At 44.6% G+C, this 25,592-nt stretch carries 19 protein-coding genes and 2 pseudogenes; 8 read left to right on the top strand and 13 right to left on the bottom strand.

The annotated features are described in order from the left end of the window. The first annotated feature begins 140 nt into the window (after positions 1–140). Together RIM23_RS26910 and RIM23_RS26905 are read left to right on the top strand one after the other, a co-directional pair. Complete coding sequence (locus RIM23_RS26910; protein ID WP_446371010.1) at positions 141–383, top strand: helix-turn-helix domain-containing protein; 243 nt, start codon at positions 141–143, stop codon at positions 381–383. Continuing rightward, on the top strand, positions 370–1,095 hold the full coding sequence (locus RIM23_RS26905) for a hypothetical protein (protein WP_446371008.1): 726 nt from the start codon (positions 370–372) through the stop codon (positions 1,093–1,095). The genes RIM23_RS26910 and RIM23_RS26905 overlap by 14 nt, the downstream gene beginning before the upstream one ends. Here the strand turns inward: RIM23_RS26905 and RIM23_RS26900 are convergent. The 3 genes from RIM23_RS26900 to RIM23_RS26890 form a co-directional block, all read right to left on the bottom strand. Then, positions 1,082–2,248, bottom strand: coding sequence for a DNA cytosine methyltransferase (locus tag RIM23_RS26900; RefSeq protein WP_446371006.1), 1,167 nt, complete (start codon positions 2,246–2,248; stop codon positions 1,082–1,084). The two genes, RIM23_RS26905 and RIM23_RS26900, sit on opposite strands and share 14 nt — an antisense overlap. 76 nt (positions 2,249–2,324) lie before the next feature. Then, positions 2,325–3,923 (bottom strand): serine hydrolase, encoded by a 1,599-nt coding sequence (locus tag RIM23_RS26895; RefSeq protein ID WP_446371004.1) that lies wholly within the window; start codon positions 3,921–3,923, stop codon positions 2,325–2,327. A 123-nt stretch (positions 3,924–4,046) separates the two neighbouring features. Beyond that, on the bottom strand, positions 4,047–4,850 hold the full coding sequence (locus tag RIM23_RS26890; RefSeq protein ID WP_446371002.1) for an RNA methyltransferase: 804 nt from the start codon (positions 4,848–4,850) through the stop codon (positions 4,047–4,049). 418 nt (positions 4,851–5,268) lie between these two features. Here RIM23_RS26890 and RIM23_RS26885 point away from each other — a divergent pair, with 418 nt between their 5' ends. The 5 genes from RIM23_RS26885 (at position 5,269) to RIM23_RS26865 (ending at position 11,527) form a co-directional block, all read left to right on the top strand. Further along, entirely contained in the window at positions 5,269–8,331 is a 3,063-nt protein-coding gene (locus RIM23_RS26885) for a putative Ig domain-containing protein (RefSeq protein ID WP_446371000.1), read from the top strand. A gap of 247 nt (positions 8,332–8,578) precedes the next feature. Next, a complete protein-coding gene (locus RIM23_RS26880; RefSeq protein WP_446337469.1) occupies positions 8,579–8,731 on the top strand; it encodes a DUF2256 domain-containing protein in 153 nt (50 codons plus the stop codon). A 34-nt stretch (positions 8,732–8,765) separates the two neighbouring features. After that, positions 8,766–9,698, top strand: coding sequence for an isoaspartyl peptidase/L-asparaginase (locus RIM23_RS26875; RefSeq protein WP_446370998.1), 933 nt, complete (start codon positions 8,766–8,768; stop codon positions 9,696–9,698). A gap of 319 nt (positions 9,699–10,017) precedes the next feature. Continuing rightward, positions 10,018–10,974, top strand: a complete 957-nt coding sequence (locus RIM23_RS26870) for an Rpn family recombination-promoting nuclease/putative transposase (protein WP_446371052.1) — start codon at positions 10,018–10,020, stop codon at positions 10,972–10,974. Positions 10,975–11,176: 202 nt separating this feature from the next. Further along, on the top strand, positions 11,177–11,527 hold the full coding sequence (locus tag RIM23_RS26865; RefSeq protein ID WP_446370996.1) for a Mo-dependent nitrogenase C-terminal domain-containing protein: 351 nt from the start codon (positions 11,177–11,179) through the stop codon (positions 11,525–11,527). 17 nt (positions 11,528–11,544) lie between these two features. On the opposite strand, the gene RIM23_RS26860 is transcribed toward RIM23_RS26865, so the two are convergent. The 6 genes and pseudogenes from RIM23_RS26860 to RIM23_RS26835 form a co-directional block, all read right to left on the bottom strand. Then, positions 11,545–13,608: a prolyl oligopeptidase family serine peptidase gene (locus RIM23_RS26860; RefSeq protein WP_446370994.1), complete on the bottom strand. Its 2,064-nt coding sequence runs from the start codon at positions 13,606–13,608 to the stop codon at positions 11,545–11,547. 26 nt (positions 13,609–13,634) lie between these two features. Next, positions 13,635–13,820 (bottom strand): annotated as a pseudogene (locus tag RIM23_RS26855) (hypothetical protein); the annotation flags it as partial. Between the two features lie 84 nt (positions 13,821–13,904). After that, complete coding sequence (locus RIM23_RS26850) at positions 13,905–14,033, bottom strand: hypothetical protein (RefSeq protein ID WP_446370992.1); 129 nt, start codon at positions 14,031–14,033, stop codon at positions 13,905–13,907. A gap of 41 nt (positions 14,034–14,074) precedes the next feature. Further along, entirely contained in the window at positions 14,075–14,326 is a 252-nt protein-coding gene (locus RIM23_RS26845; RefSeq protein ID WP_446370990.1) for a hypothetical protein, read from the bottom strand. A gap of 60 nt (positions 14,327–14,386) precedes the next feature. Further along, on the bottom strand, positions 14,387–15,748 hold the full coding sequence (locus RIM23_RS26840) for a DUF3754 domain-containing protein (RefSeq protein WP_446370988.1): 1,362 nt from the start codon (positions 15,746–15,748) through the stop codon (positions 14,387–14,389). A 220-nt stretch (positions 15,749–15,968) separates the two neighbouring features. Further along, positions 15,969–17,714 carry an LIC_10190 family membrane protein gene (locus RIM23_RS26835; RefSeq protein ID WP_446370986.1) on the bottom strand — a complete coding sequence of 582 codons (1,746 nt, stop codon included), beginning with the start codon at positions 17,712–17,714 and terminating at the stop codon, positions 15,969–15,971. A gap of 394 nt (positions 17,715–18,108) precedes the next feature. Between RIM23_RS26835 and RIM23_RS26830 the strand changes: the two genes are divergently transcribed. After that, the gene (locus RIM23_RS26830) at positions 18,109–18,492 is read left to right on the top strand and encodes a response regulator transcription factor (protein ID WP_446370984.1); all 384 of its coding nucleotides are present in this window, start codon (positions 18,109–18,111) and stop codon (positions 18,490–18,492) included. 162 nt (positions 18,493–18,654) lie between these two features. On the opposite strand, the gene RIM23_RS26825 is transcribed toward RIM23_RS26830, so the two are convergent. From RIM23_RS26825 to RIM23_RS26810, 4 genes and pseudogenes are all read right to left on the bottom strand, one after another. Continuing rightward, positions 18,655–20,895, bottom strand: a complete 2,241-nt coding sequence (locus RIM23_RS26825) for a CHASE2 domain-containing protein (RefSeq protein ID WP_446370982.1) — start codon at positions 20,893–20,895, stop codon at positions 18,655–18,657. Between the two features lie 302 nt (positions 20,896–21,197). Continuing rightward, on the bottom strand, positions 21,198–21,797 hold the full coding sequence (locus RIM23_RS26820; RefSeq protein WP_446370980.1) for a DUF928 domain-containing protein: 600 nt from the start codon (positions 21,795–21,797) through the stop codon (positions 21,198–21,200). A 210-nt stretch (positions 21,798–22,007) separates the two neighbouring features. Then, positions 22,008–24,389, bottom strand: coding sequence for a CHAT domain-containing protein (locus tag RIM23_RS26815; protein ID WP_446370978.1), 2,382 nt, complete (start codon positions 24,387–24,389; stop codon positions 22,008–22,010). Positions 24,390–24,436: 47 nt separating this feature from the next. Further along, positions 24,437–25,060, bottom strand: a pseudogene (locus RIM23_RS26810) (two-partner secretion domain-containing protein); the annotation flags it as partial. Positions 25,061–25,592: the final 532 nt, after the last annotated feature.

Here is a 25,592-nt window from a genome sequence, read left to right as displayed (position 1 = left end):
GTTATAGGTGGGCAAGGACGATACAGCTTGAAGTACTTATTCTATCAAGGCTGCCTTATCCTTGCATCTAGGAATACTTGACCGGGCTTGAATACTTTAGTCTGTAGCACTATTGTATTCAAGGCATTAACTTATCTTTAATGCCACTCAAAAAACTAGATTGTCTTTTAGGTGCCCAAATCAAGCGCTTTCGCACGGCGAAAGGTTGGTCACAGGAGTACCTTGCAGAGGTTGCCGATCTGCATAGAACGTATATTAGCCAACTGGAAAGAGGATTAAAAAGTCCATCTGTCCGGATTCTCTATCAAATCACTACTGCCCTCGGCATAACGATGAGTGAGCTGCTAGAAATAGTAGAGGAATCTCTGAATGCTGACGAGTGATGAAGTTGAGAGACTAAAAGAAGCTATCACGGCTACAATTGCCGTTCCGATTGTTGGTTCGATCGAGGATTATTCCTGGGAAGCTATATTTCATTATGTTAAGAAAATTCCGCTTTCTGATCCCATATCTGGGCGGACTAAACTTCTGCATGATGCTGTTGACATCAGAACTAAAACAGGTTGGTCATTAAAAACAATTCAATTATCAAACCTTAATCCGGGATTTACTTTTCAATTTGTAATTCAACGAGCTGATGTAGTCACAAAAGCATCAACACTTGGTTTTCCTGGCTTGACAGTAGACTCGCCACCATCAACTTTAGGAGAAGCTATCATTGAGCATTGGAATCAAAAATTAATACAGGATTGCAATCTACAGGGAGTAACTAATAGTTACGAAGGCATTCTCTGCAAGAAGAAAAATGCCATTGATTATGTCTATGCTGAGTATCCTCTAACTCCACTTGATCCGGCTCAGTTTGCCTGGAACTGGTCTATAAATAGAAGTACAGGAAAAGCAGGTAAAGGACTCCAGGGAACCGTTAATGGTAAATTAACACTAATCTGGTACAAAAATCAAAAACAACTCTTCAAAGTTCAAACGATTCCAGAGCAACCCATTCGGATCACAATTGAGCGAAACCGTCTTACACCTGACGAGTATGTGAACGCCATCTTGTCAACTCTTCAGCAAAAGCTTAATTCAAGGTAAGATGATGATGAGGATTTCTCTGAAGAAGAGAATCAGCGATCGCTTTCGCCAATAAAGGAGGTACTGATTCTCCAATTTGATCAGCCATCTGAGTATATGAACCCAGAAAGTGAAATTTATCGGGATAAGAATGTAACCGTGCCGCCTCACGAATCGTAATAGTTCGATTTTGTGTGGGATGAAAAAATCTGCCCGAACCCGGATGAAAAACCCATCGAGTAATCGTTCTAGCGGGTTTATCCCAGTAAAGCCTGCCATAAGCGCCACTGTAATGCTTCTTCGGAGCTAGTTCTGGCGGTAAATCTCTTGCATCTTGCCCTTCTCTTAATACTTTAGCTCTGGACATTTGTATAGGACTTAATTGACGAGCAATGTGATTAACCAGCTTACTACTACCACGACGTAGTAACGCTTGATAGTCAGTTTTTGGTTCGCAAATATAGGTTTGTGCGGTATAGTCTTGTCCAGCATCTAGTACGGGCAAATCTCCAATAGCATCTCTGACAGTCACCATTGGCAAGGCAATCGCTGGTAAAATACTTAATTGAATAGTCTTTTGATTAGAGGTGAGTGATTTAATATCTCCCTGATGAGTAGGTTCCGGCAGTGTAGGAGCCGTACCGTTCAAACCACCAACAAAGAAAGCTCTGGCTCTGGTTTGGGGAACGCCATAGTTTGCCGCATTTAATGATTTGGATGTCACCCCATAGCCCATTCGGTCTAATTGTCGGGTTATCTCTTCTCTAATTGTGCCATTATAGGCTTTGAGGATTTCAGGGACATTTTCCATTACAACATACAACGGTCTGAATTCTTTCACGAATTCTAAGAAAGTTTTGTATAGCTGGTTTCGCTCATCTTTTAGGTATCGGTATCCAGCCGGAATGTTCCGAGAGAATCCTTGACATGGAGGTCCTCCAATTATGGCGGTTAACTCTTCTCGGTCTAATTGAAGCGCTAGTCGCAGCTCTCTTATGTTGACTGTGCGAATATCCTTTACCAGAATAAACGTTGTTTGTGGATAGTTGTGCTTAAACGTTGCTAAAGCTTTTGGATTTTGATCGATAGCGCATATCGTCTGAAAACCAGCTAAGTGAAACCCTGTAGTCAAGCCTCCAGCACCAGCAAATAAATCAATAGTTGTGTATTGCATATCGCTCAACGTCAACTTGAAGCATGAATTCCCCTTTTGCTTGAACGAATGACAAAGGACATAAGACATAAGACAATTACAAAATCGTCCCCTGCAAACCAATCAGCAATCCACTCACCATCATGGCAGGTGTGCTAATCGGCATCGAGTTCAGACTCGGTGTCGCCGTTGGTTTATTGAAATAGTCATAAACCGTGCGGGAAAGGTTACGAATTAACTCCGAGGCACTCGCATCATTGTGGGGACGTTTCACCAAGGTGACAATGAGATACCGTTTACCTGTGGGCATATCCACAATACCCACATCTCCCAACACTGAACCAATATCCCCCGTTTTATGGGCAACCATCGCCCCTTTACCTAATCCTTGAGGAATCAGAGAATTATTTACGGTACGCTGCATGATATCCAACAAACGATCGCGCGATCGCAAAGTCAATAATTCCCCTTGATTCACCTTATACAGCAAGTTTGCCATGTCTCTGGCATTCGTGGTATTCGTTCCTTCTAAATCCGGTAAGGGGTTATTGATTGCCGTTGCGGTTAATCCCCAGGATATGAACCGTTGATTAACAGCTTGGATACCGCCGAGGCGATGAATAATCATATTGGTGGCGGTATTATCACTAATCGTAATCATCTTGGTTGCCACTTCCAAGGCACTATACTGCGTCCCAGGTTTTTGATATTGCATGTCCCCTGAACCTTTGGCGATCATTTCTGGTGTCATGGTTAAGGGTTCATCTAAGCGAATTTTGCCCGCATCGACATCCTGAAAAAATGCCACCAGAATCGGGACTTTAATCGTGCTGGCGGCGGGAAAGATGGAGTTACTTTCCCAGTCTAAGTAGGCGCCTGTATCTAAATCCACCACAAAAACACCAGGTTGCAATTTAGGATTTTTGGCGACTAATGTTTGTACTTGGGCTTTCAGGGGAGTGATTTCTTGGCGCAGGGGGAGGGTTGAGGCAATGCTTTGATTCGTCGGGCTTTCTTGAGGGTTCCCCTCCGCCGCTTCACTCGATCGCATCGACATTTTGCTGGTGGGATCTAATACTGATAATAGAGTTCCTGCGATCGCGCCAATGCCAACGCCGAGAATCAGGAGGCGGATAATCTGAATCCATATACCCGAAAAGCGTTTTTGGGAATGCCGAGTGCGCCGGGATTTTCCCGTCTGGGCGGGTTGAGAACGAGATGACTGACGCTTCGGTTTCGCCTCTGATGGAGTCGAGACAGTTGAGCGCCGCTTTTGCCGACGGAGGCTATTTTCCTGACGTGGGTTCAAAGGTTGGGATAGTGGAGTTGCAGCCGGAGGGTGACTCATCCGACGATTCCCCAGAGAAGTTTCTCTGATGGGTATCCCGTTAATCGCCCGGAGTTTTGGTAGCTTCAGATTTGGGTAAATCGAGGATTCACTGGGATACTGGGCATAACGGTTTAGGGGTATGGCTTTGGGGCGACTGGGGTTTTGAGAATTAGGCTGAACCGCACGCAGTTGAATGGGGTGCTGACGGCGTTGTGATGGGGAAGATGAGGGAGGATTAATATCCTCTCCCAGGGGCAAGGTTTGTCGAGGGCGGCGTTGACGAGAAAGCCGACGATAACGATAGGTTTGTCGTTGTTCAGACTCGATGCGATCGGTTTGATGCTTACTGCCCCTAGACACTGCCACTGAAAATACCTCCAACACAACTAAATTCTAGATATTTACTCTTCAAGCAGTCATATTCCTGATGGTGTGAACATGGCTATTTTCACAATTTATCGACTAAAAGTCTATATCCTAAGACAGTAGCTAGGATTCTGACTCATCCTGTTGTGACCTCGGCATAAATTGTACCGCCCATTCTGTCTGACGGAGAATACCTCTAAGCATGGCGACGTCTTCTGGGGTGAGCATGGCTCGGTAATACAGGCGTCTGAACTTTTCCATGCGGGATGTCGAGGTGTGGGGATGTAGGTAGCCAATCTCTAATAATACGGCTTCTAAGTGTTGGAAGTAAGCCTCTATTTCATCTAAGGAAGCGGTGGTATGTAGAGACGCACCATGGTGCGTCTGGGGAGTATGTAGAGACGCACCATGGTGCGTCTTACCAGGGCTCATCTGAGAAGATGGGGAGGCGAGTTGAGCCAGCTCATAACAGCAAATTGCCACAGCCTGAGCTAAGTTTAACGAGGGATACTCTGGATTGGCTGGGATACAGACAAATCGCTGGGCATAGTTGAGTTCATCATTGCTTAACCCCCGATCTTCGGGTCCAAAAATCAAGGCAGAGGTGATATCATCCTCCAATAACCAGGGTAATGCCAAGCGGGGAGGCTCCAGAGTCGTCGGCAAATGACGAGTACGGGCAGTGGTTGCGATCGCGCGTTGACATCCCTGTAACGCCTCAGGCAACGTTGCCACCTGTTGGGCTGATTCTAAAACATCGACACCATGAACCGCCATCTGCCGCGCTGGTGATGCCTTCGGATTACAATGGGGATTGACAAGCCATAACTGGTGCAACCCCATATTTTTCATCACACGGGCAACTGATCCTATATTTAAAGCACCTGCGGGTTCAACCAAGATAATTCGCACATTCGCTAATGTCATGCCTTGTCTGCGGACAGATAGTCTGCTAATTTACTGCCTTTGTTCCTATTCTCGGATAAATCGCGGCTTTTTCCCCACACAATCGCCTAAACCCTCTTCTCCAGCCGTTCCCTTCCCTGTCTTCAGGTTTATTCTACTTTAGCTTGATAAAGCCTTCATCATAGAAATACAAAAATTTTATTAAGATTTAGTAAAGTATCGTCAATTCAACCTGTCATTTTTTGATTCTTGTCCTATTGATAGATATAGAGGGTGTAATTCCAATGCGTTAAACTAGAAACAGGAGCGGAACTTGTTTATCTCATTTTGTTGGAGAAGAATAACTCATCACATATCGCCACACTACTCTCTCCTACCTTAAACCTGCTAAAAACGACAAAAAGACCGTAATTCGCCAAAAATTCTCGGAGATTGAATTATGCCACAACAGCTCATTGTGACCAATACAAAAAACAATGGCTCAGGTTCCTTAAGAGATGCGATTTCCTTAGCTCAATCAGGAGATACGATTAAATTCAGTTCCAGCCTTGCCGGAAAGACCATTACCCTCAGAACAGGTCAACTGGAAATCCGCCCAGGTAAAAATATAACAATTGATGGGGCTGACGCTCCAGGGCTGAGGATTAGCGGGAACAAACAATCCCGCCTATTTTTTGTTAACTCAAATCAAGATTTCAACGCCAGCCTGACCTTAAAAAACCTTAACCTGATCAACGGATATACTAAGGAACGCGGCGGCGCGATCGAGATCACTCACCAAGGCGCCTTAACGGTCGATAATGTTCAATTTAAGAACAACGTCGCTGATAATGGTGGCGGCGCAATCTACAGCGCCTGGGAAACCGAATTAACGATTAATGGCAGTACCTTTGATAAAAATAAAGCCGTTGCTGGAAATGATGAACGCGGCGCCGGTGCTATTGCCTTTGTCAGTCCCGGAAAATTCACCGTTACCAATAGTGAATTTACCAACAACCAAGGCATTAACGGTGGGGCAATTAATAGTCTCCAAGGCAAGTTAACCATTGAAAACTCGAAGTTCATCAACAACAATACCACTGCAGCATTTTATGACAAGGGAAACAAAAATCCATCCTTAAGAGGTTACGGCGGTGCAGTTTACACAGACCGCGCCAGTAGTGGAAGTGATTCAACCTCTGGCACAATTCGGATTATCAATAGTGTCTTTGACGGGAATAAAGGTCGGGCTGAAGGCGGTGCAGCTTATCTCTACACGGGTACGCAAGACAATGTAAGTATTCAAGGTAGCCTCTTTAAAAATAACGAAGTTTTAGCACTCCCTAATGGAGGAAATAAAGGGAACGGAGGTGCCGTTGTTCAACTCAGTAATGGACTCAACAAAGGATTAGTCGTCCGCGATACAACCTTTGCCAATAATAAAGCAGCCCATCAGGGCGGTGCTTTATGGACTTATGACGCTCCAACTAAAATTATTAACAGCACCTTTTCGGGTAATCAAACCACTGGAGATACATCAGGGAGTGTCGGTGGTGGAATGACACTCTACAGTCCCACCGAAATTACCAACTCAACCATCGCTTACAATAACGCTAGCTGGGTTGGTGGCGGTGTATCGGCTGGTAAGAATGCTAAGGTCAGCGTCAAGAACACCATCTTTTACAAGAATACAGCAGATAATGGCACAAACGATTGGGGAATTCAACAACACACGAATAAGGAATTAATTGACAAGGGTGGGAATGTTCAGTTTCCGCCGAAAGCCACAAAGAACTGGAATGATTACAATGCAACTGCCGGGATTAAAATTATCGATGCCCAACTGAATCCGTTGCAGGATAACGGTGGTCTAGTTCCGACGCATACTGTGGGGAACCCCCTGGTTAAAGTGGGGGCTTTATTGGTAAATTCCGGCTTAACTGGTGGCGGTAATGTGATTAATACTGCTCCCCTGTTAGTCACCGCTATTGCTGACCAAACGGCTGAAGTAGACGAATCCTTCACTTTAGATATCACCAATAAGTTTAGTGACACTGATGGCAAGGATTTAACTTACTCTGCCACTTTAAAAGATGGAGGCGAACTTCCTTCGTGGTTAAGTTTTGACCCAGATCAAGGTACATTCACAGGTACACCGAATAGTGGGGATGAAACCCTGAATATTTTGGTTACAGCATCGGATAGTCAAGGTGGGACAAAAAGCGATGGGTTTAAACTCGATATCGCCGCCGCACCTGTGGTTAACAATGACCCCACTTTACTCTCTCCCATTGCTGACCAAACGGTTGAGGTAGACGAATCCTTCCGTTTAAATATCACCAATAAGTTTAGTGACGCTGATGGCGATAGATTAACCTACAGCGCCACGTTAAAAGATGGAGGCGCACTTCCTTCTTGGTTAAGTTTTGACCCAGATAAAGGTATATTCAGAGGTACACCGAATAATGGGGATGAAACCCTGAATATCTTGGTCACAGCATCGGATAGTCAAGGTGGGACAAAAAGCGATGGGTTTAAACTCGATATCGCCGCCGCACCTGTGGTTAACAATGACCCCACTTTACTCTCTCCTATTGCTGACCAAACAGCTCAAACCAAACAATTTTACAGTTTAGACATCAGTGACTATTTCACTGACCCTGATGGCGACTCTCTCACCTACTCGGCTATCGGCTTACCCAAAGGATTAAACCTGAATCCGGAAACGGGTTTAATTAGTGGCAATCTCCGCAACAAAGCCGTCGGCACGAATTCGATTACTCTCACCGCTAATGATGGTAATGGAGGAGAAATCAGTGATGTCTTTGACTTAACGGTAAATCGTGGGACAAGGAATAACGGCAATGCCAAGCCTCAACTCAGTCCCCAAAATGATTGGTTGGACAGCAATCAGTTTACTCTCAATGGGCAAAACCCAATGGCAGAGGGTAACCAGAGTCTTACCCTAACAGGTGAACCAACGAATGAGTCTCCTGTCTTAGGAACTCAATTACAAGGGGAAAAAGAACTCATTGATTTACGCGGGCAAACCAGTCCGGTAGAGGCGAATTTTATCGAGATTAAGAGTGAGGCTCGCTTTGATAATTCTGTCGGCTTGTACGTGATTGAAAATGAAGAGGGAGCAGTTAAAGACCCAATGACAGGTCAACTAATTCACCCAGGAAACGAGGGTTATGCCCAAGCTGCCCTTGCCCAACGGGTGGTTAGCGATGTGAATCGAGGTATGGTGACGTTTAACACCCAGTTACAGGGAGGAAGTCTTCTCGCTCCTTATATTATTGCTAATGGCACGACGGAGGAATGGCTAACTGAGAATTCAACGAATCAGTACCTGGGTTATGGAGAACCCATTGCCTACTTTGCCTACTTGGGTGCGAATCCTGATAAAGTTGATCACATTCGCCTATTGGGTGATAACACCTTTGGCTTTGAGGATTTGCATGGAGGTGGTGACAATGATTTTAATGATTTAACCTTCCAGGTTGATTTAACTGTTGCCTAACTTCTGAGATCAGATTATCTGATTTTCTCCCCAAGCAACTGCCTGTTTCCGTTCCGCTTGGGGAGATCATTTATATAATTTTTCAGTTGACTGGATAAAAATAGTCTTGCCTTTCCTGAGGCTAATGTTTCTTGGGCAAAAGCAGGGCTAGGGAAGATGTGAAGTGTTTTGAGAAAAATGCCAGCCTGACAAGTTCAAAATGTACACAGTACAATGATTTCAACCTTATATGGCTCCTTAACCCAAGATGGCACGAGTTCGTTCTAAGTCAGATCTACCGACTAAAATCTGCCCCGTCTGCGAACGTCCTTTTACTTGGCGCAAAAAATGGGCAAAATGCTGGGATAATGTGAAGTTCTGCTCGGAACGCTGTCGCCGACGCAAATCCCAAGCCAGTTAACTGTCTTAAGCCATAAAGGAGGTTCGTGAATTCGATGCAACCCAAATTAATTATCCATGGTGGTGCAGGAAGCGCCCTGAAAACCAAAGACGCCACCCAAGCGGTGCGCGATTCTCTTTATAAAATACTCGATGAGATATATGCTCTGTTATTAGCCGGTGCAAATGCCCGTGAAGCAGTGATTCGAGGCTGTCAACTCCTAGAAGATGAACCTCGCTATAATGCCGGAACGGGTTCGGTATTGCAATCTGATGGACAGATTCGCATGAGTGCGTCACTGATGGATGGTAAATATCAGCGCTTTAGCGGTGTGATTAATGTATCGCGGATCAAAAATCCCATCGAGTTGGCGAAGATTTTGCAAGATTGTCCCGATCGCGTCCTCTCGGATTATGGAGCGGCGGAACTGGTGCGGGAAGTGAATGCACCCATTTACAACCCGTTAACCGAGAAACGATTACAGGAGTGGCTACAGGAGAGACAGGATAACTTTGAACGGGCGATGGCGGATGTGGTTAGCGAACCTGAACTCCTTTCCTCGGAAGCCGGACGGGGTACGATTGGGGTAGTCGCGTTAGATAGTCAGGGATGCTTGGCGGCGGGTACATCGACTGGCGGGAAAGGGTTTGAACGGATTGGTCGGGTCAGTGATTCGGCAATGCCTGCGGGGAATTACGCCAACCTGAAAGCCGGCGTAAGCTGTACCGGCATTGGTGAAGATATCATTGATGAATGCTTCGCCGCACGGGTTGTGGTGCGCGTCACCGACGGTTTATCCTTAGCCGATGCCATGGCACGTTCCATAAAAGAAGCAAAGGAGAATCGGCGGGATTTAGGTGCGATCGCGATTGATGCTACGGGTGCGATCGCCTGGGGCAAAACCAGCCAAATTCTCCTCGCTGCTTACCATACCGGTCACCAAAAGGGAGACACACTTGAAATAATTGAGGAGGTGCAAACGGTATAGCAGAGGTTATCCTTCATCAATAGGCTCGCCTCAACCAATCTCGCAGGTTGCCTGGATGGGGACAGTATTTCTGGGCAAGACATGCTGTTCCATCTCAGCTTCCAGCTAATTTTGGATCAATCAGCCTAGTCGAGTTAACCACAACTGACGTAATACAGTGAAAACAGACGTATTACGCTCTTGTCTGTAGTTTCGCTGATCAACTCCCTTGAGTCAAGTTTTGTTTGCAAATCTTTATAGGGGTCGCGATAGTCGCATCTGGGTGTAACGGAAAAGATATAATCATTTTTTACTCTTAAATTATTGAGAAATTATGACACTGAGATTTATTAGCCCAAAAACTGACTTTGCCTTCAAGAAAATATTTGGGTCAAAGGACAGCAAAGATATTCTGATTAGCTTTTTAAATGCCTTGATTTATGAGAGCAATTCAATGATTCAGGATTTAGAAATCATTGATCCCTATAATCCCAGGGATGTCGTTGATCTAAAAGATAGCTATCTAGATGTCAAAGCTTTGCTGGATAATGGCTCAACGGTGTTAATTGAAATGCAGGTACTCAATGTGGCGTTCTTTGAGAAGCGCGTCATTTATAACCTGACTAAAACTTATGCGAATCAATTAAAATATGGGGAAGGATATTCTCACCTTAAACCAGCCATTGCCTTAACCATTACCGATTTCCCAATGTTTGACCAGACTCAACGATTCCTGACGCGCTTTTGCTTAAAGGAAAAACAGGAGTTGTTTGATTATCCTGATCCGGAAATCGAGTTAATCTTTGTTGAATTACCCAAATTTACTAAAACCCTTGATGAATTAGACAGTTTAACTGATAAATGGATTTACTTTATTAAAGAGGCTCCCAGCTTGGAAGTCATTCCACCCACATTTAGGCAACTTCCGGAACTGGATAAAGCCATGAATATCGCGAATCAAGCGAATTTAAGTGTAGAGGAATTGGAAAAATTGCGTAAGCAAGAAATGTTTCTCGAAGACCAACGAGGTTTTATTATTAAGGCAAAGCAGGATGGATTAGCAGAAGGATTAGAGCAAGGATTAGAGCAAGGATTAGAACGAGGGCGTCGAGAGGGAGAAATCCGAGCGATGTTACGTTTACTGGAGCGACAGTTTGGGTCAATGTCTCCAGAAATCATTAACCAGATTCAAAATTTATCTTCTGAACAATTGGAACATCTAGGAGAAGATGTTTTAGACTTCAATAGTCTAGAAGAATTATCAAACTGGTTAGAAGACAATGGGATGAACAGGTGATTAATACCAAGTTGCATTCAAAGATACAACTTTCTCTCCCCCAGCTAAGAGACGTGCCATGGCACGTCTCTACACTGCTCCCAACAGGACGATGCCTAAAAGCAGAGCTAATCAATGATAATAGTTTTTTATATTTGCACTAGAGCGAAATTGGTTTACATTATGAATAGAGACAAACAAACCACACGGAGCAAATCAAACCATGTATACCACCTACCAAAACGGACTGCTCAATTCCACCCCTGTTGAAACCCAGACAAACCCCGCCAACTCTCCCACCTCACCCCAACAACCCATCAAGCCACTGCAAACCATCAAGCAATGGTTAGAGAACATCGAAATTCACAACCCCGCCAAAGCTAGATTCTTCTGCAAAATGATTCCCGCCCAGTGCCCATTTGAACGAGATATCTGCCTCTTTGGGCGTCGGGTTGCTCACATTCCTCCCTTGTGCAAACTCAATCCTTTCTATGACGAATTCGTTAGCCTTCGCTTTCGCGCCCTTTGCTACTTGGCTGACCAATGTGGGGAAGATATCAGTGCTTATTGTTAGTCATTCGTCATGGGAGACTATACCTCCATTACGCGCAGCAAAAATGCCCACTTATCGGCAATCTCTTCAATAATCTTAGCCGTCGGTTTTCCCGCACCATGACCCGCCTTAGTTTCAATGCGAATTAAGACTGGATTATCCCCAGAATGGGCAGCTTGTAACGCCGCCGCAAACTTAAAACTATGGGCTGGAACCACGCGGTCATCATGATCCGCTGTCGTAATTAATGTTGCTGGATAAGCCGTTCCTGGCTTGAGATTATGTAACGGAGAATAGGCATAAAGCGCCTTAAACTCCTCCTGATTTTCCGGTGAACCATAATCAGAACACCAAGCCCAACCAATCGTAAACTTATGGAAGCGCAGCATATCCATGACACCAACTGAAGGAAGGGCAGCACGGAATAAATCTGGGCGCTGAGTCATGCAAGCCCCGACTAATAAACCACCATTACTTCCCCCACCAATTGCCAGTTTTTGCGGACGAGTATATTTATTCTCAATTAACCACTCCGCTGCGGCAATAAAATCATCAAACACATTTTGCTTATTCAGCTTTGTTCCCGCTTGATGCCAATCTTCGCCATACTCTCCACCGCCTCGGAGATTCGGAATCGCATACACGCCTCCCATCTCCATCCACACCAGATTACTAATCGAAAAGCTGGGAGTTAGGGAGACATTAAAACCACCATAACCATAGAGATAGGTGGGATTATTGCCATCCAATGCTAACCCCTTCTTGTGGGTAATAAACATCGGCACTTGTGTCCCATCTTTACTCGGGTAAAACACTTGCCGCGTTTCGTATTGAGTCGGATCAAAGTCTACTGTCGGTTGGCGAAATAGGGAACTTTCCCCCGTTACCATATCGTAGCGGTAAATCGTTGCTGGGGTAGTGAAACTGGTAAACACATAGAAGGTTTCCGTATCATAACGCTTCCCGCCAAATCCCCCGGCTGAACCAATTCCCGGTAATTCTACCTCCCGAACAAAGGCACCATTGAGGTCAAAAATCTTAATGGCAGAACGGGCATCTTTGAGGTAATCGGCGACAAATTGGTTATTCAGAACGCCGACACCTTCTAAAGTTTCTTCGGCTTGGGGAATAAGTTCTTGCCAGTTCTCTCGTGCTGGGTTATGAATATCAATGGCAATCACCCGACCTCGTGGAGCATCTAAGTCAGTTTGGAACCAGAAGATTGACCCGTCATTGTCAATCAGACTGAAATTCGCTTCAAATTCTGAAATCAATTCGACGATGGGAGAATCGGGGGTTTGTAAGTCTTTGTAGAAAACCAGATTCTTCGGATCAGTTCCTTGACTGACATAAATAATCAGATAATGACCATCTTCTGTTACTGAGCCATTAAACATCCATTCTTTCTGGTCAGGGCGATGATAAATTAGCAGATCATCGGATTGGGCTGTGCCGAGTTTGTGATAATAGAGTTTGTGATAATAATTAGCATCTTCTAATTTTGTGGCATCATTGGGTTCGTCATAACGGCTATAGAAAAACCCTTGATTATCCGTTGTCCAGGATGCACCGGAAAACTTTACCCATTGGAGATGATCCGATAAATCTTCTCCCGTTTCCACATCCCGCACTTTCCATTCTTGCCAATCGGAACCGGAGGTGGATAAACCATACGCCATGCGGTTCCCGTCGTCACTCATAGCGGCACCCGATAGGGCGATAGTCCCGTCTTCGGAGAGGGTATTGGGGTCAATCAGGACTCTGGGTTCTCCATCGAGAGAGGTTAAGGTATAGAGAACGCTTTGGTTCTGAAGTCCATCATTTTTGAAATAGAAGTAGCGGTTCCCTTCTTTATAGGGAATGCCATATTTTTCGTAATTCCAGACTTTGGTGATGCGCTGCTTCAGGGATTCCCGTTGGGGGATGTCTTCGAGATAGCCGAAGGTGACTTTATTTTGCGCTTCTACCCAGGCTTTGGTTTCTTCGGAGTCGGGATCTTCTAACCAGCGATAGGGGTCAGCGACTTTCGTGCCATGATAGTCGTCTACTTGGTCAGCTTGGCGGGTGGTGGGGTAGGTCAGAGGTTGGTGAGAAGATGGCATAAGTCTCGAATGTGAGGCAGCGTTTTCTAGTGTAGCGCTCTTTGGGGAAGGGTTAGGAAGCGTGTGGGGGATATTTCCATTGTTCTAACGCTGACAGTGCAGACTCGTTGGAGCAAATTAATCACCTGTTCTTTGTAATCGGCAAACTTGTAGGTATTGAATTTTTCGCGGATGGTAGGATCTCTGGGTTTCTTCTCTTTGTATTTTTTCAACTTCTGCTTGATATTGCGTTATCAGCAATCTGGACATACAGCGACTCCCGCAATCCTAACACCTGGGCAAATTGAGGACTGAATCTAGCTTAACCCGCTTTGAATGGGAAGTTGAATAGTCGCCATGATGTAGGGGGCGGGTTTAGTCACATCGGGGTTAGGCGAAGAAACGATAATAGTAAAACCCGCCCCTACAGATGTACCATAAGGCAAACGTCAGTCTTTTGGGCTCTCCCGTACTTGGTGTGATAACTTTAACTAATCAATTTTGAACCATTAACTACGGCAAATTTATCGATAAGCTGACTATTCAGATAGGCTTCTAGATAGGGAATACCACGCCTATCTAAGCTAGGATATTGCCATTGACCTGGGGGTAATTTAACCCGCAACCAAGCAAAACGTTCCCCCTTTGGCACTTCAAGTTTGCCAGGAACTTGAAAGGGTTGCCAAGCAGAATTATACCAATCTTCCTGTGTCCAAATCGGAACACCATCCTCATTCACGGGAGAATCCCCCCAACGATGTTCCCTATTCTCTGTTCCCTAAACGAAGCGCTTGATGATTCAGGTGTAAAGAAAGATATGATCCCAGATGTAATCAATTAATCGTTTAGCATCATTTAAAGGCAGAACCTGACAACATCCTTGCTTATCTTTCGTCAATAAGGGGATTTCCGAAAGACTTGCCGTATCTTTACCATCTTGCACCAATTTACCCCGAATCTCTTCTAAATTATGAATCGGGCCATTGATATCAAAATCAATCTTTGTGCCAAACTTATCATCCATCCAGGTTTCAATTAGGTTATCCAACTGTTCAGGGGTTAGGGGCTTAGGGCTAGTTAACAGATGGTAATAAACCAGAATGATTTCTTTACATTCCTCCTCTTCCGCCGCATCAATTAAGGCATGAAACACGCTGGCATTATTTGCCATATTCTTAAAAAATAGGGTTTCGGTTACGGTTTTGCGGAATTTAATCTGCTTACTCTTATAATTGCTATACTGCTTGTAGGCAAATCCCCCTAATGTCACCAGTAGCGATAACACAGCAACGAGGACGGGCATAATATCCCGGACATCTTCTTCACTTGCCTGGACTATCTCCAAAACCGATGGTCCCATCGTAAAAAATAAAATAGCCCCAATAACAATGAGAAGTTTAGGCAGAACTCTCAGGATGATTGGAATAGCGGCACCAATAGCTGGAACGATTAAGAAGAGACGGTCTTTCCAGGTCATGCTAATTTTGATATTGGGGAAGAGGAGCTCTAGGTCAAATTTAGGGATATTCTTGTAAAAATAGAGATACATCTTCCCTGGTGTGAACTGGAGGGAGTCTAATTTGTCACCTTTGCTTTGAAAATAATCGGCGTCTTTGAATTTAATCAATAAAACGACTCGTTCAAAAACATTGATTTTTTTATCTTTTTTTCTGATAAACTTTTTGACCTGAATGGTTTCTTCATAATCCCCGCGACAGTAGCAGACGAGTTGGTCAAATTCATCAAAATCAACAGCAGTTTTCAGTTGAATTAATGACCTTTCTTTAAAGGCGCGTTGTAAATTATTCGGAGAGAGGGGAACATAATTGGCGCGTTCGAGAATCGTCTGAAAGTCTGTAACCACATTCGCCTCGCGTTCGGCTAATTTATCGGGAGTGAGTTCAACTCTCGATTGAGTATCAGCATCAGGGTTGAACGGATCATAATTATTCTTTAACCGTTCCAAATAGGCATGAAACTTAAAATGATAATAGGCGGAAAGTAAAGTACAGAAATCCCGGAACTGTTGCACCTTCTCGTTAGGCAACTGTCCATCGTCTAGGCACAGTTCGATTAAGTCGCTGCGACGATAGGGAATAAATGCTTCTCGGTCTTGATAAGTCGCCATATCTGACAATAGACTAAGTGGTCGGACTTTCATTAAAGTTTACTGTTGAGACTAGGGAACAGGGTACAGAAATGACCCTTCACTTCGCGCATAGGAAACCGGGTTTTGACAATCTTTAACTCGAATGGGAATGACTGGTATGCTGGTGGGCAGTGCCCACCCTACGGTATATCAAGGGTTTCGGCGATCTAAAAATGCTTATTTCAGGGTGATTAATCTTTAAATCAGCCCGACAAAATAGATGTCTAGGTGCTTATTTCACATACACAAACCCAGCACCAATTCCCTGTGATGGGTCGCGAAGCTTGATATTTTTAATCGGTACTGCTGAACAGGGTAATGGAGATGCCCAACATCGGACTTTCCAGTTTGCTGGATAGACATAAGTAACATCATTCACTTGGTCAGATACTAGATTAGCACTAGGTAAGGGAGGAGGTAAAATTAATCGGGATTGAGCATTATCCTGAATCAGACCAACAGTAGTCAAGCCAATGACAAATAGGGAAGCCAATAAGATTGTTTGAGGTTGTTTTAGGGTGTGAGTGAATCGAGACAGGGGCTGGGTCAATTTAGAGGGAATTTTTTCAAACAGTCTTTGACCATATATTGCCCCAAATAAAGCCGGAATAAGCAGAAAATAGCCCAAGCCAAACCGGAGCAAAGGACTTTGAATCATAATAAATGTAATACCGAGTAATCCTAATAATAATATCCAGACAGTCCCTAATTTAAGGTGTTTTCTAAATTGACGGAATATAGGGATAGAGAAAAGAATGACAAAAATTGTAATCAAAGCCATGATTTGAGATTTAACTGAACCTTTTAGCCATCGCCAAACTCCTAAAGCTATAGCCGTTAATCCTGACTCCTCTGAATCCGAAAACACCCACCAGAACTTGATGGGTTGAGTTTCCTTTATGGCTTTTTCGATGGGAACTGACCAAGGCAGGTCGAGGCACATAAAGGTTGAAGGATACAGGGGGCATCCGGATGTGGTCAGGCTATATAAAACCATGGGTGATAGGATTAATATAGTAATAGCACCACCTGTCAATAGCCGCTTAATTTGTAGTTTAAACTGATTACCGATTAGATAAAAAAGAAATCCTATGGGGAGCAGCGGTAGAGCCGAAAGCTTAATGGTTACGGCTCCGGCTGATAGAATTAGGGGGATAGTTTTAGCATCGAAAAGAGGCGTTTTGGCATTAGTATTTCCTAAAGAAGACTGAGCGCTATGTGAAATAACCAGAATTGTCCAGGCTGTCACTCCAATAAGGAAAGCAACTGTGACATCAGGAGAAAATGAGATGAGTATTGGTGAACCCGTCAATACAGTCCCCGTGTAAACGAGAATGGCAATAGCTGAAAAAATCAATAAAAACCAGTCCGATAAGCGTCCTTTACGGCTGAGTATTTGATTGAGCGTAATTAGAGATTGTAAAATAGCGATAAGGAAGATAAAGCCATTGGTAATCGCACTGACTCGACTGCCAAAAATTGGTGAAGTTAACGGCGCGGCGAGAGCAAACCAAGAAGAGGTAAAGCCAAACTTAGCATTGATTAGCGCTAATCCATTAACCGCGCCAAATTGAGACATCCATCGCATAGAACCAAAGTGATAGAGTCCGGTGTCAAACCAGACTATTTTTTGACTGGTAAAAGCGGCAATAATTAGTTCTAAGGTAAGAAATCCAACGATAAAGCTGGGAGAAAGACGCGATCGCACCGCAGCCAGTTCACTCCGGGTTGGCTGAGACAACAGAGATAGGGCGACTAAACCGATGGCAAGGAGGAAGCCAACGGCGCTAGATAACGGTAAAATCAAGGAAGTTGCCAGCAGGGAGACACACAGGAAAATGATTCCCAGCCAGACGGCGGCGATGAAGCGATCGCCTCGACGATCAATGCGATCGGCTTTCAACCGATTCACAATAGCTGTGCCAATTGAGAAACAAACACCAATCAGAAAAAGCCAAGTGATAATAAAATAAACCATTCAGCACCTCTAGTCCTAATGAGCCCTATTGCGATCGCTGCTATTTATTTTCATTTAGAAGTCTATCAACAGAGATTGGGCGTTGGGGATTGAGTGGCTAGGATTCTGGGGGATTTCTGGCAAGTGCAACCGGAGGTGGAAAAAGACACCACACGGATGAAAGAACAGAGAGTGTTGAATGTATAGGGGCGGGTTTAGGTGATGCGATCGCCAGCTACTAATGATAACCTTTTCTCAAACCCGCCCTGACCGAGTTTTGATGTCCCATCTCCCCCCAATTCAGCCAGATTGCGGAACCGGAGTCACCAAAATCCGCCTGATGGCGATATTTATTGCCAGAGAGTAAATGTTATAATGCTTGAAAGCTAGAGAGCCAGGGTAGGTATAGGTTTTTATGAGTACAGTGTTAGTCGTAGAGGACGATCTCACCCAACAACATTTGCTCTCAAAGCTGCTTGAGCGTGTAGGGCTGACGGTAATTGTGGCTGGGGATGGTGTGGAGGCGCTGGAGAAAATTCAGCAATTTCACCCAAATTTGGTGATTTTGGATATTGTCCTCCCCCGCATGAATGGCTATGAAGTCTGTCGTCGCCTGAAATCGGAACCGGAAACTCAGACTATCCCGGTGTTAATGTGTTCGGCGAAAAAAGAGGATTTTGACCGCTACTGGGGGATGAAGCAAGGGGCGGATGCTTACTTAGCCAAGCCTTGTCATCCCCAAGAAATCGTCGAGACTGTAAAGAAATTGTTAAAGTCCCATGATCGAGCTGTAAGCTGATTGGTGATTAGGAACTTGAGCAGACATTGCACCCGGAGGAGACGTTTCAGCAGAACGTCTCTAGGGATGGGATGATTTAGGCTCGGTGTAGTACATTAGTTCCTTACTCCTTACCTTCCCTGTTGCCCTCTATCTTCTGCCTTATTTTCACCAACGTGTAAATTATTCAACCGAACTTGATAGAATTCCCGTGACTGTCGTCGGTATAAACGTGAAATGAATGTAAAAACTGCCAGCCGTTTCAGACCATTCTAAAACCTTAGCATAAATATCCTCACTAATAGTCCTGCGATCATCAATATTAATATTGATTAAATTAATCTTAATATCACTCAACGGGGGTGGAATAAAAGGCTCATCCTGAGAACGAATGCAAATTTCTGCCCCTTGGTTAGATAGTTTAATCATCTTTCCTCGGAAAATTGCACTCGTCAGCGTTTTTCCGTCCAACAGGGTATAAATAATGGGAATAGGATGACGCAGAGAACAGAATACGTCTTTGTGCTGAGACAAAACTAAATTATAAGGTTCACCAATCCCGCCAATTTCATAAATTGTAATCGGCTGTTGTACCCCCTTCGGTTGCACCCGTTGGGAACCATTAATGGTCAAACGAAACGCTCCCACCTCCTGTAACGTGGATTCAGAAATTAAAACTTGATTGCCAATGGCACAAGATTCGATGCGAAACGCCAAGTTAACCTGGTTACCAATTACCGTATATTCACTATGTTTTTCACTGCCAATATTACCAACCACAGCCTCCCCTGTATTAATCCCAATACCCATATCGAGGGGAAACCAACCCAACTCTTCCATCTTGGCGTTAACCCGACTCATGGTTAACTGCATCGCCACCGCACAAGCCACCGCCCGTTCCCCATCATCCTCTCTCATCGTCGGTGCGCCAAAGATGACTAAAATGCCATCTCCCATAAACTTATCAATGGTACCCTGATAGGATAAAATTACCTCTAACATCGATGCCAAATAGAGGTTCAATATATTTACCACATCTTCCGGGAGAATCTTTTCAGACAGGGCAGTAAACCCCCTTAAATCCGCCGTGAGAATCGTAACCTTTTGTCGCTTCCCCCCCAGTTTCAAGCCATCCTGATTTTCCAGTAAATTCACCACCACTTCAGGACTCAAATACCGTCCAAAGGTTCTCTGAATCGCCGCAGCGGTGTGGGCAATATAGGCAGTAATGGCGACACATGATCCAGTAAATGCCATTAATGGTGGTACAATAGTTAGCCACCAGCCGTATAGAAAAGCCAGGTAAGTAATTCCCAGTAAAATCCCAGCCGCGAAAACTTGTCCCACTCTTCTGTGATAAGATTTTTGGCTTAAACAGCCAGTATGGCGCCAAAACCAGGTTAGTACCGCCCCAATTCCCGCCCACAGGAAAATCCATACCCCTTCCGCCACGTCTGAGACGGTTCGCATCAGAGGGCGCCCATCCATCGCCGCACTAATTATTTGGCTAGTGAGATTGGCGTGAACCTCTACACCCGCCATGGGTTTAACCCCAGAAAATAATCCACTACTATAAGGCGTGGTGAAAAAGTCAGGAAAACTATCACCGACAACGCCAATTAAAATAATGCGATCGCGTCCCCAGTCGGGTGGTAATCTATGATTGAGAACATCTTTGAGGGAAACAACCTCAAAGTGCTTCGCCCCACCCCGATAATTCACCAGTATCTGATACCCCCCAGCATCCGCCCGCACATATCCGCCATCATTGGGTTGAAAGCGTCGAAATATTGTCTCGCCTAATTTCCAATTTTGGCTTCCGGGTATCATTTCTGGCTGAATTCCTTCTGTCTTCAGATAACGTAACGCTAAATGTAGGCTAAAACTATAGACGGTTTCCCCGGTGGGTTTATCAACAGAAATTAACCCCCGTCGCACTTTATTATCCGCATCAACGATTAAATCATTCGCCCCGACTTGTCCTCTTACCTTCAAAGCCGGTGGTGGTGCAACAATTTCCCGTTTTGTCTCACCGACGACTTTTTCAATCCCCACCAGATTTGGCGTTGATTCAAAGACCTTGACTAATTGGTCATGTCCCGGTTCGATGGGGATATCCCGAAAAATATCCAAGCCAATGACTCGAGGCTGTCTGGCTTTCAATTTCCGAATCAGTTTGGCATAAACCCCATCTGCTAGAATCGGTTGTCCCAAACTTTGGATATCCCGTTCATCAATTCCGACAATGGCAATCCGTTGATCCTGTGGTTCAGGTGAACGTAGGCGCATATACTGGTCATAAGCTGCCCATTCCCATAACTGCAACAATCCCAGCATTCGGAATAGGATAACACATACCGTCACACTTGGGGCAGTAATCCATATCCCTCGTCCTTGCCAAAGCCATTTTTTCAGGTTGGTCATTCGTCATACGTCATTGGTCTTTTGTCATACGTTAGGCGTTATTTGTCATACGTCATACTTGCTATTCAAGCAGCAATCCACATCTTTTGTTTAATACTATTGTTTCTGGTTATTCCATAATTTTATACAATTTTTGCCCCAATCCTTCTCCCTCCTCTGCTACATTGGTGTTAAAAATAATTCAGTCGGGGCGGGTTTAGTTGCATCTGGGGAGTATCAGAAACGATAATAGTAAAACCCGCCCCTACACACAATTCGGTTAGGGCAGGTTTAGTCGTATCGGGATGATGGTAGCTACGTCTCTACAACCCAACTGATTGTAAAAGCCCTGCCAAAGCGTTAGGATAGGTATCACGTAATCGTAGCGCGATCGCAAGTGACTCATGCCAAATTCCGGCTTCTGCATAGAGTTGGGCTTGCTGGGGTAAATCCGATGTCTCCAACTGACGGACTAATTCTGCTGGTAATTCCCGGCGCTGGAGTTTCCCCTGAATAAATACATCTTGAGTTCTATCTTGAGAATTACAAATAATCGCCAATTCCCAGCGATAAATCTGATTCATTTCCAGTTTAGCCGTAGCGGGTAACTTAACGTCCATCACACCCGCTTCACCCGTTAACGGAATCATTTTCTGGGCAAGTTCATTCCCCTGATTATCCATCAGCACTAATTCCGCCGTCTTTGCCCGGGTTTGGGGAATATCAAAGAATAAGCTAGGTGTTTCACTAACCGTTGTTACCAAATTATTCCGAGGAACTAACGCCGTTAACGACATCGAATCCGCTTGCAGACAAGACAAATCACGTCGCCCCCCACTCGCCGTTCGTTCCGGTGCCCCTGTCCCATCCGTTGGTGGAAATTTCAAGCTATACCCTAACGATGAAACTAGGACACTCGACATAATAACTCCTCCGGTTATCAAGACTTTAAAACCCGCAAAACACTTCAACATTTTCATTACCAAAAAATTACTCTATTCGGAATTAGGGCTATTTTTTGTTCAGTTATCTGTGCGGTAGGGCGGGTTTTGTTGTTCAGTTAGTTCTGACTAGCTAATTTTAGTTCCTAAACCCGCCCCTACAATGGTTCCTAAACCCGCCCCTACACACAATTACCAGGGGTTCCCTACTAATGTGAACCCTGCCCAATAATAGGGATGGGATAAACTGGTATTGGTTAAATCGGCTAATTCTGGGGGTAATATTACCGTTCCTCGCATCCCCGCACTGCGTAATTCACCCGCTTCAATTTGAATCTGTTCCTGAATCATCGAAAGTTGTGCCTGACGTAAGGCTTCTGATTTAACCTTTGCTGATTGTAACTGATGATAAAAATCCGTCATTAACGCAAATGTTCCTTCGTCACTCACCGACCAAAGACTCGCCAAAGCTGACTTTGCCCCTGATGCTACCGTTAATCCGGCAAAGCCTAATTCTGCCCCTGGATTATCCACGGCTGTGCGACAAGCGGACAGGGTTAATAATTCCACCTCAGCGTCTTTCCAACCCAGTTGAGGCATATCCGATAAGCTTAATCTCTCATTCCATAACTGAATATAGGAATTCTCCACAGAACCCGAATTTAATTCCGCATGGGTAGCTAAATGAACAATGGGATAGCGATTCCCCAGACGGGATTCAACTAAATTAAACCGGATAAAGTCTTCATTCAGAAACACGTCTCCATTCCACATTTGGTTAATCACGGATAACTCAACCGGAACAGCCGGTAAAGCATTTTTATCGGTAAACTGACTCGCGCCCGTGGCTAAAACTTGAGCATTTTCGAGAGTTTTATAGGTTGGGTTAATTAAGCCAAAACTGGGAATAATCCCCAAGCTATACTTTTCGACTAAAAACTGTTCCCCATCATGCAGGGCGGCAATGGGTAGGCTTCGCAACCCACCGTCCATGGAAAAGACTAGGGTATCAATGTTAGCCGTTTTGAATGTCTCTTCTAAGGGAGAAATTAACCATTGATACAATTGCTGCGCTATCGGTAAATAACTGTGATTTTCTCGCCTATAGGATGTGGCAATTTTCGCCCTAAAGTCTTTAATGGTATCCAGTAACTGGGCGCGTTCTACCCCAGTCACTGTAATTGTCTGAGTTTCTCCTTCGGGAGTAATTACCACCAGTTTGACATCACCCGCTAGGCTGGACTGAGGTGAGGTGATATCGGGGAGATTCACATAAATCACGGCTGAACGATTCCCGGTTTGTTGCTGAATATCTACTAAATGGGTTTGAATCTGGTTGGCGGTAACGGGTGTAGGTTGTAAGTTTTTGCCAAAATAAGCGGCAAACTCTTTTTCCAGACGGGTTTCCAGTTCGGATAGGGTTTTATCGGAATTAGCGACAACGGAATGAACCGTCAAATTAGCTGCATTCATTAACGGGGAATTGAGATGAATCGAACCCGTATCGGTATGTAATGACCCAGTATTAATCCTACCCGTTAGCGTGGTTAAGTTAATATCACCACTGCTAATCGCGCCAGTGGAGGTAATATCATGGGTCGTGATATCTTTTTCGGCATAGAGGATAATGTTACCTGCCTCACCTGTTTTCCCTTGACTTGCAATATCGGCGGTGGTAATGTTCCCTTGATTACTGGTAACGGCGATATCTCCGCTATTTTGACCCCCTTGGGAATGAATCGCCTGAGTCTGCACATCCTGCTTAGCCGTCACCTGGATATCTCCGGAATTCCCGGTTTCGGCAAGGGTTTCAATATCTTCTGTGGTGACGGTACTCTGGCTACTGGTGACGGCGATATCTCCACTATCTTCACCTCCTAGGGATAGAATCGATTGAGTTGTTACCTGCTGATTGGCTGCAACCGTGATATCATCGGAGTCTCCAGTTTCGGCAATGGATTCTAAATCTTCAGTAAGAATCGCCCCATCTGCTGCAACAACCTGAATTTGTCCGGATTTGGCGTCGGCGATGGTTCTTAAGTTGGCTGATTGAATATCGCCGTCAATCTCAAAGGTGTTCAAGGAAATATTGCCACTGCTGCCATTGGGAGCTAAGGTTTGAATATCAGCCGTAGTAATCGTGCGATCGCGACTTTGAATGCTAACGTTGCCACTACGTATCTGACCAAAGGAGGCAATATTATTAATCCTAACGCCACCAGTCGCCTTTAAATTCACATCACCCCCACTCCCCAATTGGGCATAACTGGCAATGTGGTTCACCGAAATATCACCCCCAGGGGTATCCAGATTCACCGTACCACTAGAACCCGTCGTCGTTTGCGAGAAAATCACATTCGTCTGGATATCACCGACTTGACTCGCCACACTGACATTACCACTCCCGATTCCACCAAAGGCACTAATATGACTCGTGGTAATATTCCCCTTTGCCGCCAGTGTCACATCACCGCCGCGACCATTAGAGGCAAAGGCATTCAGATTAGCGGTGGTGGGTTGGTAGAGATTAGACAGACTCTGGCTAAAGATATCCGCCACCGCCAACGATGACACATCAGCCTCAGTCGAAATAATCGGTTCAATATAGGATGAATCCCCCAGGTCCCAGTATTGATAACATTACTGCCCAGAAAGGTTAAATCCACTCCCCCGCCGACAGTCAAATTTCCCGCATTGACAATACTTCCCGATGAATTCCCGGTAAAGGCAAACTGAGTCGGAGACCCGACTAAATCTTGATAGTTATTGTCCCCCACCGCATTAAACCAACCCTCGCCAAAACCAATCCCATTCGCCGTGGTGGCGGTAAAACTAGCGGGTATATTTAAACTGGCATTTTCACCAAAAACAAACCCAGCCGGGTTCATTAAAAATAGATGAGAATTTCCTCCCGTGACTTGAATTAACCCCTGAATGATAGAGGGATTCCCCCCTACCACTCGCCCCAAAATATTTTGAATTTGGGGATTGGATAAGAAATTAGCGATTTGATTAGCATCGAGTCCAAAGTCCTGGAAACTATGGAATAGATTCGCGCCATCACCGGAAAGCGTTCCCCCTTCAATATTAAAGGTTTGACCATCGGGAGTTGTAATCACCGTTCCTATCCCGTCATCGGCTGCCGTTATCGGCTGGGCGTGAAGCCGTTTAAGACTCCAGAAACCTGAAAGGAAAACTACGGCTGTAGCCGCCAGAAAAGTGCTGACCTGTTTTCGGGTTACCATGAATTTATCGTGGATGAAGATTAATAAATAGTCTGACTTACTGCTGTCAGATCATCTATTTATTAGAAGCTGTTTACGATTATATAGACAATCCTATATAAATGGTTTGTAATCATTATTGCCTTATCAAATTTTTAATTGTCTATCAATAATTATATCTTATGTTTAATAGATTTAAAAGCCAATTATTGATTAATTTATAATAGCCCATATACACTATAAACTATAAATGTAAAAATTTTGTGAAAGTTTGGGTTGGGGATTGGGCTAAAGTGTAAAGAGCCGCCGTTTGAATCGTGCGGGTTGAGGGACAAAACCCAACACCCACAAGCCTTTGCCTGACCGAATAACAGGTTAGTACAGACGGAAGGTTTGAGCCAACGTGAGCAATTAGAGGATATTGGGGGTCATTTAGAACCTGTACTCTTGTTCTAGCAATTGAGCCGCTGAGCTTGAATTATTAGAGCGAAATCTGTCAAAATAGATTAAGTAGACGTTTCCATCGATGCCGTTATGCCCCAAACCCACATCC

The sequence above is a fragment of the Coleofasciculus sp. G3-WIS-01 genome (genome assembly GCF_040223135.1).
In the GTDB taxonomy this organism is placed as follows: domain Bacteria; phylum Cyanobacteriota; class Cyanobacteriia; order Cyanobacteriales; family Coleofasciculaceae; genus Coleofasciculus.
This window is presented reverse-complemented; position numbering and strand designations above follow the sequence as displayed.